Source organism: Nonomuraea recticatena (assembly GCF_039533245.1).
Lineage (GTDB): Bacteria > Actinomycetota > Actinomycetes > Streptosporangiales > Streptosporangiaceae > Nonomuraea > Nonomuraea roseola.
This window is the reverse complement of the sequence record NZ_BAAATE010000057.1, coordinates 14410-33042: the sequence shown is the minus strand read 5'-3', so window position 1 is coordinate 33042 and position 18633 is coordinate 14410. Positions and strand designations below refer to the sequence as shown.

At 71.4% G+C, this 18633-nt stretch carries 14 protein-coding genes; 8 read left to right on the top strand and 6 right to left on the bottom strand.

What is annotated here, in order from left to right:
• Positions 1-236: 236 nt before the first annotated feature.
• The 3 genes from ABFX50_RS48195 to ABFX50_RS48185 all read right to left on the bottom strand — a co-directional run bounded on the left by ABFX50_RS48195 (position 237) and on the right by ABFX50_RS48185 (position 2844).
• The gene (locus ABFX50_RS48195) at positions 237-1826 is read right to left on the bottom strand and encodes an ABC-F family ATP-binding cassette domain-containing protein (protein WP_346157440.1); all 1590 of its coding nucleotides are present in this window, start codon (positions 1824-1826) and stop codon (positions 237-239) included.
• A 194-nt stretch (positions 1827-2020) separates the two neighbouring features.
• A complete protein-coding gene (locus ABFX50_RS48190) occupies positions 2021-2218 on the bottom strand; it encodes an SDR family oxidoreductase (protein WP_346157439.1) in 198 nt (65 codons plus the stop codon).
• Between the two features lie 149 nt (positions 2219-2367).
• Complete coding sequence (locus ABFX50_RS48185; protein ID WP_346157437.1) at positions 2368-2844, bottom strand: peptide deformylase; 477 nt, start codon at positions 2842-2844, stop codon at positions 2368-2370.
• 505 nt (positions 2845-3349) lie between these two features.
• On the opposite strand from ABFX50_RS48185, the gene ABFX50_RS48180 reads away from it, so the two are divergent.
• From ABFX50_RS48180 to ABFX50_RS48150, 7 genes are all read left to right on the top strand, one after another.
• On the top strand, positions 3350-4660 hold the full coding sequence (locus ABFX50_RS48180; RefSeq protein WP_346157436.1) for an MFS transporter: 1311 nt from the start codon (positions 3350-3352) through the stop codon (positions 4658-4660).
• A 140-nt stretch (positions 4661-4800) separates the two neighbouring features.
• A complete protein-coding gene (locus ABFX50_RS48175) occupies positions 4801-6741 on the top strand; it encodes a molybdopterin oxidoreductase family protein (RefSeq protein ID WP_346157442.1) in 1941 nt (646 codons plus the stop codon).
• Complete coding sequence (locus ABFX50_RS48170) at positions 6738-8138, top strand: FAD-dependent oxidoreductase (RefSeq protein ID WP_346157434.1); 1401 nt, start codon at positions 6738-6740, stop codon at positions 8136-8138. The genes ABFX50_RS48175 and ABFX50_RS48170 overlap by 4 nt, the downstream gene beginning before the upstream one ends.
• Positions 8135-10567, top strand: coding sequence for a nitrite reductase large subunit NirB (nirB, locus tag ABFX50_RS48165; RefSeq protein ID WP_346157431.1), 2433 nt, complete (start codon positions 8135-8137; stop codon positions 10565-10567). The genes ABFX50_RS48170 and nirB overlap by 4 nt, the downstream gene beginning before the upstream one ends.
• A gap of 19 nt (positions 10568-10586) precedes the next feature.
• The gene (gene nirD, locus ABFX50_RS48160) at positions 10587-10931 is read left to right on the top strand and encodes a nitrite reductase small subunit NirD (RefSeq protein ID WP_346157428.1); all 345 of its coding nucleotides are present in this window, start codon (positions 10587-10589) and stop codon (positions 10929-10931) included.
• On the top strand, positions 10928-12094 hold the full coding sequence (locus ABFX50_RS48155) for a uroporphyrinogen-III synthase (protein WP_346157426.1): 1167 nt from the start codon (positions 10928-10930) through the stop codon (positions 12092-12094). The genes nirD and ABFX50_RS48155 overlap by 4 nt, the downstream gene beginning before the upstream one ends.
• The gene (locus ABFX50_RS48150; protein WP_346157425.1) at positions 12091-12855 is read left to right on the top strand and encodes a sirohydrochlorin chelatase; all 765 of its coding nucleotides are present in this window, start codon (positions 12091-12093) and stop codon (positions 12853-12855) included. The genes ABFX50_RS48155 and ABFX50_RS48150 overlap by 4 nt, the downstream gene beginning before the upstream one ends.
• Here the strand turns inward: ABFX50_RS48150 and ABFX50_RS48145 are convergent.
• From ABFX50_RS48145 to ABFX50_RS48135, 3 genes are all read right to left on the bottom strand, one after another.
• Positions 12762-13313: a hypothetical protein gene (locus ABFX50_RS48145; RefSeq protein ID WP_346157423.1), complete on the bottom strand. Its 552-nt coding sequence runs from the start codon at positions 13311-13313 to the stop codon at positions 12762-12764. The two genes, ABFX50_RS48150 and ABFX50_RS48145, sit on opposite strands and share 94 nt — an antisense overlap.
• A 267-nt stretch (positions 13314-13580) precedes the next feature.
• Positions 13581-14438: a PAC2 family protein gene (locus tag ABFX50_RS48140; RefSeq protein ID WP_346157421.1), complete on the bottom strand. Its 858-nt coding sequence runs from the start codon at positions 14436-14438 to the stop codon at positions 13581-13583.
• 162 nt (positions 14439-14600) lie between these two features.
• Entirely contained in the window at positions 14601-15056 is a 456-nt protein-coding gene (locus ABFX50_RS48135) for a universal stress protein (protein WP_183661730.1), read from the bottom strand.
• A gap of 64 nt (positions 15057-15120) precedes the next feature.
• On the opposite strand from ABFX50_RS48135, the gene metH reads away from it, so the two are divergent.
• Positions 15121-18579, top strand: a complete 3459-nt coding sequence (metH, locus tag ABFX50_RS48130; RefSeq protein WP_346157418.1) for a methionine synthase — start codon at positions 15121-15123, stop codon at positions 18577-18579.
• Positions 18580-18633: the final 54 nt, after the last annotated feature.

Here is an 18633-nt window from a genome sequence, read left to right as displayed (position 1 = left end):
GCAGCATGGTGCCTCCTGGGCAGGTTGATCAGAACGCGATCACCATCCCGCAACCGAGGGTGATTGACCAGTTGCGTTAGGTTAATGTCTGGTCATCTACGCAATTGATCGGCATTCCGCGCCTGACCCGACCGGACCGGCCGGGTCAGGGACGCACGCCGTCCCGCCGCGGCAGCTCGGCGATCACCGAGCGCCGGGTCCGGCGTTCCGGGCCCGGCGCCGGTGGGCCGAGCCCGTCACGCCAGGCTGATCAGGTCCGCGTAGCCCTCGTTCCAGAGGTCCTCCACGCCGTCGGGCAGCACCAGCACCCGCTCGGGCCGCAGCGCCTCGACCGCCTCCTCGTCGTGCGTGACCATCACCACCGCCCCCTTGTACGCGCCCACGGCCCTCAGCACCTCCGCCCGCGAGGCCGGGTCGAGGTTGTTGGTCGGCTCGTCGAGCAGCAGCACGTTCGCCCCCGAACTGACCAGCCCCGCCAGCGCCAGCCGCGTCTTCTCGCCGCCCGACAGCACCCCGGCGGGCTTGTCGACGTCGTCGCCGCCGAACAGGAACGAGCCGAGGATGTTGCGGGCCTCGCCGTCGCTCAGCCCCGGCGCGGCCAAGGCCAGGTTCTGCCCGACGGTGCGGGCAGGGTCGAGCGTGTCGTGCTCCTGGGCGAAGTAGCCGAGCCGCAGGCCGTGACCGTGCACGACCCTGCCGGAGTCGGGCGCGAGCCGTCCCGCGAGGATCTTCAGCAGCGTGGTCTTGCCCGCGCCGTTCAGGCCGAGCACCACGAGCCGCGCGCCCCTGTCGACGGCCAGGTCCACGCCGGTCAGGACCTCCAGGCTCCCGTAGGACTTGCCGAGGCTGACCGCGCCCAGCGGGACGCGTCCGCTCGGCGCAGGCTCGGGCAGCCGGATCCTGGCGACCTTCTCGGTACGGCGGGCGGGCTCGACCCCCGCCAGCATCCGGTCGGCGCGGCGGGCCATGTCGCGAGCGCGTACGGCCGTGGCCACGTTGGACCGCATCCTGTCGGCCTGGGCGCGCAGCGCGGCGGCCTTGCGCTCGGCGGCGGCCCGCTGCCGTACCCTGCGACGCTCGGCGGCCCCGCTGTCGGCGAGGTAGGTCTTCCAGTCGGTGTTGTGCACCTCGATCGCCGCCAGGTCGGCGTCCAGCCGCCAGACCCTGTTGACCACGTCGGCCAGCAGGTCGGTGTCGTGGCTGATGACCACCAGGCCGCCCTGGTAGGAGGCGAGGAAGGAGCGCAGCCACGCGATGGAGTCGCCGTCGAGGTGGTTGGTCGGCTCGTCCAGCAGCAGCGTGCCCCGCTCCGCGAACAGAACCCTGGCCAGCTCGACGCGCCGCCGCTGGCCGCCCGAGAGGGTGCCGAGCGGCTGGGCCAGCAGCCGGTCGGGCAGGCCGAGACCCGCCGCGACCCTCGCCGCCTCGGCCTCGGCGGCGTATCCGCCTCGGGCCTGGAACTCCGCCTCGGCCCTGACGTAACGGGCCATGGCCGAGTCCGCGGGAAGCTCGGCGAGGGCGAGTTCGGCGGCGCGCAGGGCGCGGACGGCCTCGTCCATGCCGCGGGCCGACAGGATGCGGTCGGTGACGGTGAGCGAGGGGTCGGCGGCCGAAGGATCCTGAGGGAGGTAGCCGACGGGGCCCGTACGGACGACGGTTCCCGCGGCGGGACGGGCCTGCCCCGCCAGGATCCGCATCAGCGTGGTCTTGCCCGCGCCGTTGCGGCCGACCAGGCCGACGCGGTCGCCGGGGGCGATGTGGGCGGTGATGCCGGACAGCAGCAGACGCGCGCCGACGCGCACGTCGACATCACGAAAGGTAATCATGAGGTAACGCTCCGGATAAGCTCTTGGACACACGGGTGGTACGAAGGCGGGTGTCCGAGCTAAGAGATCCGGGGCGTAGACATGTCTGCCAGGCTAGAGGCACCTTCGGCCTGCGCGCATCCGGTTTTCCGTCAGGCCAGGCTCGCGCCGCCGTCCACGGTGAGCACGGTGCCCTGTCACGTAGGCGTTGGCCATCACGAACAGCGCACCCTGCTGTCGACGAGGTGGCGGACCTCCGAGCCCGGGGTCGACTCCAGTGCTCCTCCGCCGAAGCCGCCCGCGGTCACCAGCACGTGGTCGACCGTTCCCGCCAGCTGGAAGGCGCGCTCCAGCGACCGCTCGTCGCTCACCTCGGCGCTCACGCCGAGCGCGTCTCCGCCGACGTGCTTCACCGCCGCGTCCAGCCGGTCCTGGTCACGGCTGTTCGGCGCGGGCCCGCCGCAGGGCCACGGTCGTCGACCTGGCCCGCCTCATCGCCGAGCGCGCCTGACCCGGGCCGAGCGCCCGGGGAGGATCACCCGGGGCGAGCGCCCGGGCAGGATCAGCGAGCCATCTCCATGAAGCGGTCGCGCTCGTCGTCGGCCAGACGGTCGACGAACAGCACGCCGTCGAGATGGTCCACCTCGTGCTGCAGCACCCTGGCCAGTGTCCCGATGGCCCTGACCGTCACTGGCTTGCCGTACATGTCGCGACCGCGCGCGGTGACCCCGAAGGAACGCTCCAGCGGCCACCACAGGCCAGGCGCCGACAGGCACGCCTCGTCGGCCACGATCGTGCGCTCCGACAGCTCCAGCCGCGGGTTGACCAGGTGCCCCGCCCTGCCGTCGTAGTCGAAGACGACCACCCTGGCCTGCACCCCGAGCTGCGGCGCGGCGAGCCCGGCGCGCCCCGCGCCCTGGCGCATCGTGAGCGTCAGCGACTTGACCAGACTGCGAAGCTCCTTGTCGAACGCGGTCACCGGCTGCGCGACGGCGCGCAGCACAGGATCGTCGAAAGCGCGGATGCGCTGCACGGCCACGGCAACTCCCCGAGAACGTTGTCGTCGTCCAGGAAACGATTCCCATTGCAGCGCGGGACGAACCGTCGCTCGCCCCGCGAACGAACACGAACCGGCGGATCGCCCGGCGGGCCTGCCGAGGGAAAAGGGCGCGATCGGAGTACACGATCTGTTCCGCCGCTCTTTCGCGCTGCTCACAGGGGCCGAGAGTGAGGAGTGGGCGAGGGCGGCGGCCGAGCGCGGGCGCACCGCGGCCACAGCCACATGTGGCGCTCGCGCCATGACCTCGGCGACGACGGCGCCGTCCCGGTCCTGACCGAAGGGCGGCTCGACCGGGGAGGGGAGCGTCCGCCCGCCGATGCCTGGGGCGCACCCTGGCGCGGTGTTAACGCCGTGTTGCGCAGGTGAAACACATGCATTGATTGTTACGGCGGTGAGTGACATGTAACCGGCGCACCGTCACACATCGTCAAGGTGCGTAACCCGCCCTTCCTACGGTCGAGATCCCCGAACCGTAGGAGGAACGATGGCGCGCTGGATCGCCGACTGGCACCCTGACGACCCCGCATTCTGGGAGCGGGACGGCAAGCGGGTGGCCAGGCGCAACCTGGCCTTCTCCATCCTGGCCGAGCACGTGGGCTTCACCGTCTGGACGCTGTGGAGCATCGTCGCGGCCAAGATGGGCGCCTTTGACTTCACCACCGACCAGCTGTTCTGGCTGGTGGCGCTGCCCAACCTGATCGGCTCCGCGCTGCGGATCCCCTACACCTTCGGCCCCGCGAGGTTCGGCGGGCGCACCTTCACCGTGGTGAGCGCGCTGCTGCTGCTCATCCCCGCGGTGCTGCTCGGCGTCGCGGTCAGCGATCCTGGCACGCCGTACTGGGTGTTCCTGGTGATCGCGGCGACGGCGGGCTTCGGCGGCGGTAACTTCGCCTCCAGCATGGCCAACATCACCTACTTCTACCCCCAGCACAAGCAGGGCTCGGCACTGGGCCTGAACGCGGCGGGCGGCAACATCGGCGTCAGCTCCGTGCAGCTGGTCATGCCGCTGGTGATCGGCGCGTTCGGCCTGGCCGCCGCCGGCTGGTTCTGGGTGCCGTTCGTCGTGGTCGCCGCCGCCTGCGCCTGGTTCTTCATGGACAACCTGGCCAGCGCCAAGGCCAGCCCCCGGGAGCAGTGGGCGGTGGCCGGCAAGGCGCAGACGTGGGTGATGTCCTTCCTCTACATCGGCACCTTCGGCTCGTTCATCGGCTACTCCACCGCCTTCCCCCTGCTGGCCAAGAGCCTGTTCCCCGGCTCGGCGTGGGCGACGGTCGCCTTCGTCGGCCCGCTGCTCGGCTCGCTCATCAGGCCGGTCGGCGGCTGGCTGTCCGACCGCCTCGGCGGCGCGCCCGTCACGCTCTGGAACTTCGCCGCGATGGGCGCGGGCGTCGTCCTGGTCTGGCTGGCCAGCGCCTCGGGCAGCTTCTGGCTGTTCTTCCTGGCCTTCCAGACCCTGTTCGTCACCGCCGGCATCGGCAACGGCTCCACCTACCGCATGATCCCGGCCATCTTCCAGGCCAAGGCCGCCGAGCAGTTCGGCACCGGCGAACAGGCCCTCCTGTACGGCAAGCGCCAGGCCTCCGCCGCGATCGGCATCATCTCGGCCATCGGCGCGTTCGGCGGCTTCCTCATCAACCGCGGGTTCGGCATGTCCTTCGCGGCGACCGGCAGCCCCGCCGCCGCCTTCGTCGCCTTCGGCCTGTTCTACGCCGCCTGCTTCGCCGTCACCTGGTGGTGCTACACGCGCACGGTCGGCGTCGCCAGGCTCCCCAGCCTCGCTCACGCCCGCGTCTGAAACTTCTCACTGGCGCGGTGAGCCGCTGTTAGCACGTTAGTAACAGAAGGGACCCCAGTGTGAAACGGCCCAAAAGCACCATCGATCGCGTGACTTCTCCTACGCTCACCCATTGCCCGTACTGCGCGCTGCAGTGCGGCATGTCGCTGACCGTGGGGGAGCGGGTCACGGTCGAGGCCACCGACGCGCTGTGCCAGAAGGGCTGGACGGCCGCCGAGCTCCTGTCGAGCCCGGACCGGCTGACCACGCCGCTGCTGCACGGCCGTCCTGCCACCTGGGAGCAGGCGCTCGACCATGTGGCCTCCCGCCTGAGCGCGGTGCGCTCCGAACACGGTCCCGACGGCGTGGCCGTGTTCGGCGGCGGAGGGCTGACCAACGAGAAGGCCTACCAGCTGGGCAAGTTCGCCAGGGTCGCGCTCGGCACCAGCCAGATCGACTACAACGGCCGCTTCTGCATGTCGTCGGCGGCGGCCGCCTCGGTCAGGGCGTTCGGCGCCGACAGGGGGATGCCCTTTCCGCTGACCGACCTGGCGGCGGCCGACGTGGTGCTCCTGGCGGGCGGGAACGTGGCCGAGACCATGCCGCCGATCGTCAGGCACCTCACGCGGCCCGACCTGATCGTCATCGACCCCAGGCGCACCGCGACCGCCAAGCTGGCCGCGCTGCACCTGCAGCCGACGCCGGGGACGGACCTCGCGCTCGCGCTCGGCCTGCTGCACGTGGCGATCTCCGAGGGGGCTCTCGACAGCGAATACATCGCGCGTCGCACGTCCGGTTTTGAAGCGGTTCGAATTTCGGTGTCGGAATGGTGGCCAGAAAGGGTCGAGCGGGTCACGGGAGTTCCGGTGGCTGCCATCCGCCAAGCCGTACAAATGCTGAAAAATGCTAATAAAGCGGTGTTGTTGACGGGCAGGGGGGCCGAGCAGCACGCCAAGGGCACCGACACCGTCACCGCGTTCATCAATCTCGCCCTCGCCCTCGGCCTGCCCGGCACGCCGGGCTCCGGCTACGGGTGCGTGACGGGCCAGGGCAACGGGCAGGGCGGCAGGGAGCACGGCCAGAAGGCCGACCAGCTGCCCGGCTACCGCAAGATCGACGACCCCGCGGCCCGCGCGCACGTCGCGGCCGTCTGGGGCGTCGAGCCCGGCACGCTGCCAGGCCCCGGCCGCTCGGCCTACGAACTGCTCGACGCGCTCGGCACCGCCGAGGGGCCCAAGGCGCTGCTGGTCTTCGGCTCGAACCCGGTGGTCTCCGCGCCCAGGTCCGCGCACGTCACCGAGCGGCTGAAGAGCCTCGACCTGCTGGTCGTCGTCGACTTCGTGCTGAGCGAGACCGCGCGCCTGGCCGACGTGGTGCTGCCGAGCACGCAGTGGGCCGAGGAGAACGGCACCATGACCAACCTGGAGGGCAGGGTCCAGCTGCGGCGCAAGGCCGTCGAGCCGCCCGAGGGCGTGCGCTCCGACCTGGAGATCATCCAGGAGCTCGCGCTGCGGATGGGCCACACCTGGCCCGCCGAGCCGCGCGAGGTCTTCGACGAGCTGCGCCGCGCCTCGCAGGGCGGCACGGCCGACTACTCGGGCATCACCTACGAGCGCGACGGCCTGTTCTGGCCCTGCCCCACCCCGGAGCACCCCGGCACGCCGCGCATGTTCCTCGACCGCTTCCACACCCCCGACGGCCTGGCCAGGTTCGTGCCCGTCACGCACAGGGCGGCCGCGGAGGAGGCCGACGCCGACTTCCCCGTCTACCTCACCACCGGCAGGGTCCTGGCCCACTACCAGTCGGGCGCGCAGACCCGCAGGATCGCCCCGCTGGTCGAGGCCTCGCCCGAGCCGTTCGTCGAGCTCCACCCCGACCTCGCCGAGCACCTGAGCATCGGCGCGGGCGATCTCGTGCGCGTCAGCAGCCGCAGGGGGGCCACCGAGGGCGTGGCCAGGATCAGCGAAGCCATCAGATCCGACACCGTTTTCATGCCCTTCCACTGGGAGGGCGCCAACCGCCTCACCAATCCCGCACTCGACCCGACCTCACGGATGCCGGAGTTCAAGGTGTGCGCGGTCAGACTGGAGAAGGTCGCATGAGGCTCATCGTGATCGGCAACGGCATGGCGGGAGCGCGCCTGGTCAGCGAGGTGCGCGCCCGCGACAAGGAGATCAGGGTCACCGTGTTCGGCGCGGAGACCTGGCAGCCCTACAACAGGGTGCTGCTGTCGAACGTCCTGGCCGGGAGCTCGGGGCCCGACCAGGTACGCCTGCTGGATCCCTCCTGGTACGGCGAGCACGGCGTCGAGGCGGTCCTCGGCACCCCCGTCGTGCAGATCGACAGGGAGACCAGAACGGTGATCGCCGAGGACGGCCGGCGCGTGCCGTACGACGTGCTGGTGCTGGCCACGGGAAGCAGCGCGGTCGTCCCGCCGATCCCCGGCGTCGAGCGGGCCATCCCCTTCCGCACCCTCGACGACTGCCAGGAGATCCTGGCCGCCAGCCGTACCAGCTCCAGGGCGGTCGTGGTCGGCGGCGGGCTGCTCGGCATCGAGGCCGCGCGCGGCCTGGCGGGACGCGGCCTGCCGGTCACGCTGCTGCACCTGGCGGGCCACCTCATGGAGCGCCAGCTCGACGCCGAGGCGGGGCTGGTGCTCGGCGAGACCCTCGCCGGCCTCGGCGTGGAGATCCGCACCGGCGTGAGCGCGGCCGAGGTGCTGCCCGAGGGCGTCAGGCTGGCCGACGGCACGCTGGTCGAAGGCGACCTCGTGGTGCTGGCCTGCGGCGTGCGGCCGGAGACCGAGCTGGCCGCGCAGGCGGGCCTGGAGGTGCGCCGCGGTGTCGTCGTGGACGACGAGCTGCGCACCGACGACCCCGCGGTCTTCGCGATCGGCGAGTGCGCCGAGCACGACGGCGTCGTCTACGGCCTGGTCGCGCCCGCGTGGGAGCAGGCCGCCGTGGTGGCCGACGTGATCACGGGCACGGCCAAGGACGCCCGCTACCGCGGCTCGCGCATGGTCACCAGGCTCAAGGCCAAGAGCGTGGAGCTGGCCGCGATGGGCGAGACCCACCTGACCGAGGAGCACGCGGAGGTGGTGCGCTTCAGCCACAGGGCGCGCGGCACCTACCGCAAGCTCGTCATCCGCGAGGGCCGCCTGGTGGGCGCGATCCTGCTGGGCGACAGCGCCGCCGTGGGAACCCTCACCCAGCTCTTCGACAGGGGAGGGCCGCTGCCCGGTGACAGGGCGGGGCTGCTCTTCCCCGGCGCAGGGGGAGCGGCGGTGGCGGACAGCCCGGTCAGGATGCCGGACTCGGCCAAGGTCTGCCAGTGCAACAACGTGACCAAGGGCCAGATCAGGGCGTGCTGGGAGTCCGGCGCGCGAGACGTGACAGCGGTGGCCGCCGCGACCAGGGCCACGACGGGCTGCGGCACCTGCCGCGACGCCGTCGAGGGCATCGTCGGCTGGCTGTGCGAGCAAGAGGGGGTTTCCGCGTGAACAGGCTTGTCGTGGTGGGCTACGGCCCGACGGCGCACCGGCTGGTCGAGACCCTGCTCAGCAGGGGGTTCGACGGGAACGTCACCGTGTTCGGCGAGGAGCCGCTGCCCGCCTACGACAGGGTGGCGCTCACCTCCTACCTGCAGGGCGTCACCCTGGAGGAGCTGGAGTACCCGGAGCTGCCGGGTGTGGTGACGCGGCTGTCGTCCAGGGTCATCGGGATCGACAGGGCGGCGAAGGTCGTCACGACCGAGGACGGGCACGCCGAGCCGTACGACACCCTGGTGCTGGCCACGGGCTCCGCGCCGTTCGTGCCGCCCGTGCCCGGCGCCTCCGGCGCCTTCGTCTACCGCACGATCGACGATCTGGAGCGCATCAGGCAGGCCGCCTCGGGAGCCGCGCGGGGCGTGGTCGTCGGCGGCGGGCTGCTCGGCCTCGAGGCCGCCGACGCGCTGCGCGGGCTCGGCCTCGACACCCACATCGTGGAGCTCAGCCCGTGGCTGATGCCGCGTCAGGTGGACGAGGGCGGCGGCTCGGTGCTCAAGGGGCACATCTCCAACCTCGGGCTGAGCGTGCACGCGGGCGTCTCCCTGGCCTCGATCGAGCCGGACAGGGTGGTGCTCAGCGACGGCGGCGTGATCGACGCCTCCGTGGTCGTCTTCTCGGCCGGCATCAAGCCCCGCGACGAGCTGGCCAGGGACTGCGGCCTCGAGATCGGCGCGCGCGGCGGGATCGTCGTCGACGAGGGCATGCGCACCGCCGACCCCTCGATCTACGCGGTGGGCGAGTGCGCGCTGGTCGGCGGCATGGTCTACGGCCTGGTCGGCCCCTGCTTCACCCAGGCCGAGGTGGCCGTCGACCGGATGCTCGGCGGCTCGGCCGCCTTCCACGGCGCGGACATGTCGGCCAAGCTCAAGCTGCTCGGTGTCGAGGTGGCCCAGTTCGGCGCGATGGAGGGCGCGCTCGACGTCACCTACATGGACCCCGTGGGCGGCGTCTACAAGAAGCTGTTCATCTCCGACGACGCGCGGACGCTGCTCGGCGGGATCTGCGTGGGCGACGCGGCGCCGTACACCACGCTGAAGCCCTTCGTCGGCAAGCCGCTGCCCGCCTCCCCCTCCGACCTGCTGTTCACCGGCTCGGCGGCCGCGCTCGACCTGCCGGACGACGCCCAGGTCTGCTCCTGCAACAACGTCACGGCCGGCGCGGTGCGCGAGGCGATCTGCGACGGCGTCTGCGACGTTCCCGGGCTCAAGGCCTGCACCCGCGCGGGCACCACCTGCGGCTCGTGCGTGCCGATGCTGAAGCAGCTGCTGGAGAAGTCGGGCGTCGAGCTGTCCAAGGCCCTGTGCGAGCACTTCGACCACAGCAGGGCCGAGCTGTTCGACATCGTCCGCGTGCGCGGCGTCACGACCTTCTCCGAGCTGATCGCCATGTGCGGCAGGGGCAGGGGCTGCGACATCTGCAAGCCGGCCGTCGCCTCCATCCTCGCCTCCCTGCACAACGGCCACGTGCTGGACGGCGAGCGGGCCGCGCTGCAGGACACCAACGACCACTTCCTGGCCAACATCCAGAAGAACGGCACCTACTCCGTCGTCCCGCGCGTCCCAGGCGGCGAGATCACCCCGGAGAAGCTCATCGTCGTCGGCGAGGTGGCCCGCGACTTCGGCCTCTACACCAAGATCACCGGAGGTCAGCGGATCGACCTGTTCGGCGCCCGCGTCGAGCAGCTGCCGCAGATCTGGAAGCGCCTGGTCGACGCGGGCTTCGAGTCGGGCCACGCGTACGGCAAGGCGCTGCGCACGGTGAAGTCCTGCGTCGGCTCCACCTGGTGCCGCTACGGCGTGCAGGACTCCGTCGGCCTGGCCATCGCCCTGGAACTGCGCTACCGAGGACTGCGCTCCCCGCACAAGCTCAAGTCGGCGGTGTCGGGCTGCGCCCGCGAGTGCGCGGAGGCCCGCTCCAAGGACTTCGGCATCATCGCCACCGAGCAGGGCTGGAACCTCTACGTGGGAGGCAACGGCGGCTTCAAGCCCCGCCACGCCGACCTGCTGGTCTCCGACGTCCCCACCGACGAGCTCATCAGGATCATCGACAGGTTCCTGATGTTCTACATCCGCACCGCCGACCGGCTGCAGCGCACCGCCGCGTGGGTGGAGTCGCTGGACGGCGGCCTCGACTACCTCAGGTCGGTGATCGTGGACGACTCCCTCGGCATCTGCGCCTCGCTGGAGGAGCAGATGGAGCGGCACGTGGCCACCTACGTCGACGAGTGGCGCGCCACCATCGAGGACCCCGACAAGCTCAGCAGGTTCGTCAGCTTCGTCAACGCGCCGGGTGTCCCCGACCCCTCGATCGTCTTCGAGACCGAGCGCGACCAGATCAAACCCGTGCTGATCCCCCTCGACCGCCTCGGCTCGCCCGCCTGATCGCAAAGGAGCACCACAGATGACAGTCGCCGAACTGCCCGCCCGCGTCTGGATCGCCGTCTGCCCCTACACCGCCCTGCTGCCGGAGCGGGGGGCGTGCGCGCTGGTGGAAGGCCACCAGGTGGCCCTGTTCCGCACCTTCGACGGCGACGTCCACGCCATCGCCAACCTCGACCCCTTCACCGGCGCCAACGTGCTCTCCCGCGGCATCGTCGGCAGCAGGGGCGAGGAGCCCACGGTCGCCTCCCCCATGCACAAGCAGGTCTTCTCGCTGGTCACGGGGGAGTGCCTGGACGACCCCTCGGTGAGCGTGGCCACCTACCCGACCAGGGTGACCGACGGCAGAGTGGAGGTGGGGCTTTGATCGCCCCGGTGGCGGAGGAGGCGGGATCCCCGGAGACCGCGCCCGACGCGCTGGCCGGGTTCACCATCGGGGTGACCGCGACCAGGCGGCGCGAGGAGTTCTGCGCGCTGCTGGAAAGGCGCGGCGCCCGCGTGGTCAGCGCTCCGGCGATCAGGCTCGTGCCGCTGGCCGAGGACACCGACCTGCTCGCCGCCACCCGCCGCAGCCTGGAGGCGCCCGTCGACGACGTCGTCGTCACGACCGGCGTCGGCTTCCGCGGCTGGATGGCGGCGGCCGAGGGCTGGGGGCTGTCGGCGGAGCTGTCGGACCACCTGACCCGCGCCAGGCTCCTCACCAGGGGCCCCAAGGCCAGGGGTGCGGTGCGCGCGGCCGGTCTCAACGACCACTGGACCCCCGCCACCGAATCCTGCGAGGAGGTCAAGCAACACCTGCTCGCCCAGGACCTGCGTGGCCGCCGCATCGCCGTGCAGCTGCACGGCGAGCCGCTGACCGGCTTCGTCGCCGAGCTGCGCGAGGCGGGCGCCGACGTCATCGAGGTGCCCGTCTACCGCTGGCTGCCCTACCGCGACACCTCGCCGCTGCGCCGCCTGGTCACCCAGTCCATCGCGGGCGGCGTCGACGCGGTGGCCTTCACCAGCGCGCCCGCCGTCCTGGCGATGCTCGGCGCCGCCCGCGCCGACGGGCTCGAGGACGCGCTGCTCGCCGCCTTCGGCGGAAGGGTCGTCGCCGCGTGCGTGGGCCCGGTGACCGCGCAGCCGCTGGTGGCCAAGGGCGTGCCGGTGCTCCAGCCGGAGCGCTCCAGGCTTGGCGCCCTGGCCAGGACCCTCGCCAGGCACCTGCCGGCGCACAGCGTGACCAGGCTCGTGGCGGGAGGTCACGAGCTGGAGATCCGCGGCCACGCCGTCGCCGTGGACGGCGAGCTCAAGCCGCTGCCGCCCGCGCCGATGGCCGTGCTGAAGCGCCTTGCCGACAAGCCGGGGCACGTGGTGCCCCGTTCGGAGCTGCGGACCGTGCTGCCGGGCGGCTCCTCGCGTGAATCGGCCGAGCACGCGGTCGAGATGGCCGTCACCAGGCTGCGCAGGGCGCTCGGACCCGCAGGCATCGTCGAGACCGTGGTCAAGCGCGGCTACCGGCTGGCCACCCACCGCGGAGAAGGCCTGTGACGGCCTCCGCGCGGGGCACGCTGGTCATCGCCGCGCACGGGACCAGGAGCGCAGCGGGGGAGGAGACGCTGGCCAGGCTGGCCGCGGTGGTGCGCGGCCTGCGGCCGGGACGGCGGGTCGAGCTGGCCTACCTCGAGATCAGCAAGCCGCTGCTGGCCGACGTCCTGCCCTGGCTGCCGGGCCCGGTCACCGTCGTGCCGCTGCTGCTGGCCGGCGGCTACCACGTCCACATCGACCTGCCGGACGTCGTGGCGCGCGCCAGGCCGGACGCCGCCGTCGCCAGGCCGCTCGGTCCTGACCCGCTGCTCACCCACGCCCTGGCCCGCAGGCTCGCCCGAGCGGGTCTGCGCCCGGCCGACGCGGTCATCCTCGGCGCCGCTGGCTCCTCCGACCCCGCCGCCCTCGCCGACGTGCGCGCCGCCGCCAGACTGCTGGCCGTACGGCTGTCGCGGCCCGTCACCGCCGCCTTCGCCACGGGAGGGGAGCCGACGGTGGGGGAGGCGCTGGCCCGCATGCGGCACGGCCCAGCCCCTCGTGTCGCGCTCGCCTCCTACCTGCTGGCGCCAGGCTTCTTCCACGACAGGCTGTCGAGCGCCGGCGCCGACCTGGTCACCGAACCGATCGGCGCCGACCTCGACCTCGCCGCCCTGGTGTGGGCCAGGCACGATCAGGCGGCGGGCTCCAGCCGCAGCCCCTTGATGATCTCCTCGGCGCCGGCGTCCCTGGAGGGGCCCGCGTCCGCGCCGACGAACATCTCGTAGTAGGCGTGCTGGAAACATCCGGCGAGCAGCAGCCGCGCGCTGCCCACGGGATCGACTGACGGCGCCACCCTGCCGAGCCGCTGCTCGGCCTCGAGATAGCCCGCCAGCGGAAGGATCTCGGCCATCGGGCCGAGACCGGTGTCGCGGACGGCCTCGCGGAAGCGGACCGTGACCGCGGGGGAGGTGAAGGCGGGCAGCGCCGCCGACTGGACCTCCAGGTAGTAATCGATGCCCGCCCGTGCGATGGGGAGCAGGTTGTCGCTCACCTGTCCCTTGCCCACGAGGTGGGACAGGTTGTGCAAGATACGCAGCCAGAGCGGAAGGCGGTCCTGGAGCAGCGCGAGGAAGAGGTCGACAGGGCCTCCGCCGCGCTCCTCCCTCAGCGACAGCGCCATCTCGAGCACGCGCCGCCTGGTCTCCTGACTTCTCTGGTGCGGGTCCACATGGGAAGTAGCCATGGTTGCCCTAACGTGCGCAGTCACCTGGATAGGTTCAACGTGGCCGTGCCGATATTCAGTGAAGCGACAGAGCTGTGTTTCTCCTGGTCATGTCATTCATGCGGGTTGGCGTTCCAGCTACGGACGAAATACGCCGGAACATGCGAGGCACCGATTATTACCCGAAATCACGGAAATGGGGGAGAACAACTCCTGAGACTTCCCTGTCAGTCGCCACGCCCGTTCCGGCCGCGACAAATGGTCATCGGCACGGAAGGCGGGCGGGTCTCACTGGTCGCCGGTGTCGGTGTCCCTGCGCCTCAGGTAGCGCTCGAACTCGGCGGCGATCGCGTCGCCCGAGGCCTCGGGCAGCTCGGCGGCGTCCTTGCGCTCCTCGAGCTCCTTGACGTACTCGGCCACCTCGCTGTCCTGCGAGGCGAGCTCGTCCACGCCGTTCTCCCAGGCGCGCGACTCCTCCACGAGGTCGCCCAGCGGCACCGGGATCTCCAGCACGTCCTCGACCCTGCGCAGCAACGCCAGCGTCGCCTTCGGGTTGGGCGGCTGGGCCACGTAGTGCGGCACCGAGGCCCACAGCGAGATCGCGCGCAGCCCCGCGGCGCCGAAGGCCTGCTGCAGCACCCCGACGATGCCGGTCGGCCCCTCGTAGCGGGTCAGCTCGAGGTTGATGGAGCGGGCCAGCCCGTCGTCGGTCGCCGAGCCGACGATCGGCACGGGACGGGTGTGCGGAGAGTCGTTGAGCAGCGCGCCCAGCATCACCGTCAGCTCGATGCCCAGCTCGTGGGCGATGCCCACGAGCTCGTCGCAGAAGCCGCGCCAGCGCATGTTCGGCTCGATGCCGCGCAGCAGCACCACGTCGCGCTCGAGACCGGGCGGGCGGGCCAGCGAGAGCCTGGTCGTCGGCCAGACGATCGAGCGGGTCAGCCCGTCACCCATCTCCACGATGGGGCGCGTGACCTGGAAGTCGTAGTAGTCCTCCGGGTCCAGCGCGATCAGCGGCTCGGCCTTCCATTCGTTCTCCAGGTGGGCGATCACGCCACTGGACGCCTCACCGGCGTCGTTCCACCCTTCGAACGCGGCGATGAGCACCGGATCGACGAGCTCGGGGAGCCCTTCGAGCTCGATCACGCGCCGCCTCCTCTCGCTGTTCTCAACGCCTAAGCCTATGCGGTGGGGAGGGCTCTACGTCACTGATCTCCACGGGCGTAATTCGCGGGGCCGTCCGGCGGGTGTCGCCGCCCGCCACGCGCTGACCTGGAGGCGGAGGACCGCGCGTAACTCAGGGGCGGCTCACTTTCCCGAGGTGGTGTGCACGACCAGGACGTCGCAGGTGGCCCGGTGGGTGACGCTGGAGGGCACCGATCCGAGCAGCCGTCCCGCCAGGCTGTTGAGCCCTCTGTTGCCGACCACGAGCAGGTCGGCGCGGTGCGTGCCAGCCAGCTTGACCAGCGCGTCCACCGCGTCGCCCTCCTCGGCGGCCAGCACGATCTGCGAGGCTCCCGCCGCCACCGCGTGCTCCCTGGCCGCGCGCAGCGCGTCGTCGGCGGGGGTCGAACCGCTGACCTTGTAGGCCAGGTCGCCGAGCGCGTCGGCGGCGGCGGCCCTGCTGCTCTCGCGCATGGGCAGATAGGCGCAGGCCAGGACGAGGGTGGCGCCGGTGGCGGCGGCCAGAGAGGCGGCGGCGGACACGGCGCGGAAGGAGGAGGCGGAGCCGTCGGTGCCGACGAGCACGGTGCGGTAGGCCATGAGGGGATCCCAATTGGACGCGGCGTCAATTGCCGACAGGGTAGCGCCCGTTAAGCTTGACCGCATGAACGCCTCCCCGTCTTTCCGCGAAGTCCTCTCCCAGCGCGTGATGGTCGCCGACGGGGCGATGGGGACGATGCTGCAGTCCTACGACCCGACCCTCGACGACTTCGAGGGCTACGAGGGCTGTAACGAGGTGCTCAACGTCACCAGGCCCGACATCGTCAGCGGCGTCCACGACGCGTACTTCGCGGTCGGCGTCGACTGCGTGGAGACCAACACCTTCGGCGCCAACCTCTCGGCGCTGGGCGAGTACGACATCTCCGAGAAGGTCTACGAGTACTCCGAGGCGGGCGCGCGCCTGGCCCGCGAGCGCGCCGACCACTGGTCCACGCCCGAGCACCCGCGCTTCGTGCTCGGCTCGATGGGCCCTGGCACCAAGCTGCCCACGCTCGGCCACCTGCCCTTCGCCACGCTGCGCGACGCCTACCGCGACAACGCGGCGGGCCTGATCGCCGGCGGCGCCGACGCGCTGATCATCGAGACCTGCCAGGACCTGCTCCAGGTCAAGGCCGCCATCGTCGGCGCCAAGCGGGCCATCGAGGCCGGGGGGCGCGACGTGCCGATCATCGCCCAGGTCACCATCGAGACCAACGGCGCCATGCTGCTCGGCTCCGAGATCGGCGCCGCGCTCACCGCGATCGAGCCCCTCGGCGTCGACCTGGTCGGCCTCAACTGCGCCACCGGGCCCACCGAGATGAGCGAGCACCTGCGCTACCTGGCGCGCCACTCGCGCCTTCGCCTGTCGTGCATGCCGAACGCGGGCCTGCCCGTCCTCACCTCCGACGGCGCCTACTACCCGCTCTCGCCTGGCGAGCTGGCCGACGCGCACGAGAGCTTCGCCCGCGACTACGGCCTGTCCCTGGTCGGCGGCTGCTGCGGCACCACCCCCGAGCACCTGCGCCAGGTGGTCGAGCGCGTGCGGGGCAAGCAGCCCGCCGCGCGCAGGGCGCACCCCGAGCCCGGCGCCTCCTCTCTCTACCAGACCGTCCCGTTCCGGCAGGACACCTCCTACCTGGCCATCGGCGAGCGCTGCAACACCAACGGCTCCAAGGCCTTCCGTGAGGCGATGCTCGAGGGCCGATGGGACGACTGCGTCGAGACCGCCCGCGATCAGGCCCGCGACGGCGCCCACATGCTCGACCTGTGCGTCGACTACGTCGGCCGCGACGGCGTGGCCGACATGAAGGAGCTGGCCTTCCGCCTGGCCACCGCCTCCACCCTGCCGATCATGCTCGACTCCACCGAGTCCGAGGTGCTCAAGGCGGGCCTGGAGATGCTGGGCGGCCGCGCGGTCGTCAACTCGGTCAACTACGAGGACGGCAGGGGCCCCGACTCGCGCTTCCACAAGACCATGACCGCCGTGCGCGAGCACGGCGCGGCCGTGGTCGTGATGTGCATCGACGAGAACGGCCAGGCCCGCACCGCCGCGGAGAAGGTCCGCATCGCCTCCGAGACCATCGACGACCTGGTCGCCAACTGGGGCATGCAGGTCTCCGACATCATCGTCGACTGCCTGACCTTCACCATCGCCACCGGCATGGAGGAGTCGCGCAAGGACGGCCTGGAGACCATCGAGGGCATCCGCGAGCTCAAGCGCCGCTACCCCGAGGTGCAGACCACGCTGGGCCTTTCCAACATCTCCTTCGGCATCAACCCCGCCGCGCGCATGGTGCTCAACTCGGTCTTCCTCAACGAGTGCGTCAACGCGGGGCTCGACTCCGCGATCGTGCACGCCTCCAAGATCCTGCCGATGTCGCGCATCCCCGACGAGCAGCGCCAGGTCGCGCTCGACATGGTCTACGACCGCCGCCGCGAGGGCTACGACCCGCTGCAGCGCTTCATCGACCTGTTCGAGGGCGTCGACGTCGCCAAGATGCGGGCGGGCAAGGCCGAGGAGCTGGCCGCGCTGCCGCTGTGGGAGCGGCTCAAGCGGCGCATCATCGACGGCGAGCGCAAGGGCCTCGAGGCCGACCTCGACGACGCCCTCGCCCAGCGCCCCGCGCTGGAGATCATCAACGACGTGCTGCTCGACGGCATGAAGACGGTCGGCGAGCTGTTCGGCTCCGGCCAGATGCAGCTGCCGTTCGTGCTGCAGTCGGCCGAGGTCATGAAGACGGCCGTCGCCTACCTCGAGCCGCACATGGACAGGCTCGAGGGCGAGACCAAGGGCCGCATCGTGCTGGCCACCGTCAAGGGCGACGTCCACGACATCGGCAAGAACCTCGTCGACATCATCCTGTCCAACAACGGCTACGAGGTCGTCAACCTCGGCATCAAGCAGCCGGTCACCGCCATCCTCGAGACCGCCGAGCAGAAGAACGCCGACGTCATCGGCATGTCGGGCCTGCTGGTGAAGTCGACGGTGGTCATGAAGGAGAACCTGGAGGAGATGAACTCCAGGGGCATCGCCCAGCGCTACCCCGTGCTGCTCGGCGGCGCCGCCCTGACCCGCGCCTACGTCGAGCAGGACCTCGCCGAGCTGTTCGACGGCGAGGTCCGCTACGCCCGCGACGCCTTCGAGGGCCTGCGCCTGATGGACGCCTTCATGGCGCACAAGCGGGAGGGCTCCCCGCTGCCCGCCCTGCGCGAGCGCCGCGTCAAGGCGGGCGCCACCCTCACCCGCACGGCGGTCGAGGACCTGCCCGCCCGCTCCGACGTGGCCGTCGACAACCCGATCCCGGTCGCGCCCTTCACCGGCGACCGCATCGTCAAGGGCATCTCGCTCAACGACTACGCCTCCTTCCTCGACGAGCGGGCGCTGTTCCTCGGCCAGTGGGGCCTCAAGCCCACCAGGGGCGGCGAGGGCCCGGGCTACGAGGAGCTCGTCGAGACCGAGGGCAGGCCCAGGCTGCGCATGTGGCTCGAGCGGATGCAGACGGAGGGACTGCTGGAGGCGGCCGTCGTCTACGGCTACTTCCCCTGCGTCAGCGACGGCGACTCGCTGATCATCCTCGACGACAAGGGCGACGAGCGCACCCGCTTCACCTTCCCCCGCCAGCGCCGCGACAGGCACCTGTGCCTGTCGGACTTCTTCCGCCCCAAGGACTCCGGCGAGGTCGACGTCGTCGGCTTCCAGATCGCCACCATGGGCGGCAAGATCTCCGAGGCCACGGCCGAGCTGTTCGCCAAGGACGCCTACCGCGACTACCTGGAGCTGCACGGCCTGTCGGTGCAGCTGACCGAGGCCCTGGCCGAGTACTGGCACGCCAGGGTCCGTTCGGAGTGGCGCATCGGCGGCGAGGAGTCCCTCGACGACATGCTCAAGGTCAACATCCAGGGCTGCCGCTACTCCTTCGGCTACCCCGCCTGCCCCAACCTCGAGGACCAGGTGCAGCTGTTCCAGCTGCTCGACCCCGAGCGCATCGGCGTCACGCTGTCGGAGGAGTTCCAGCTCCACCCCGAGCAGGCCACCTCCGCGCTGGTGGCCCACCACCCGGAGGCGAAGTACTTCAACGTCTGACCGGCCCCGGCGCGCCGTCCCGCCGGGTCGATGGCCATGATCAGCCCCCCACGT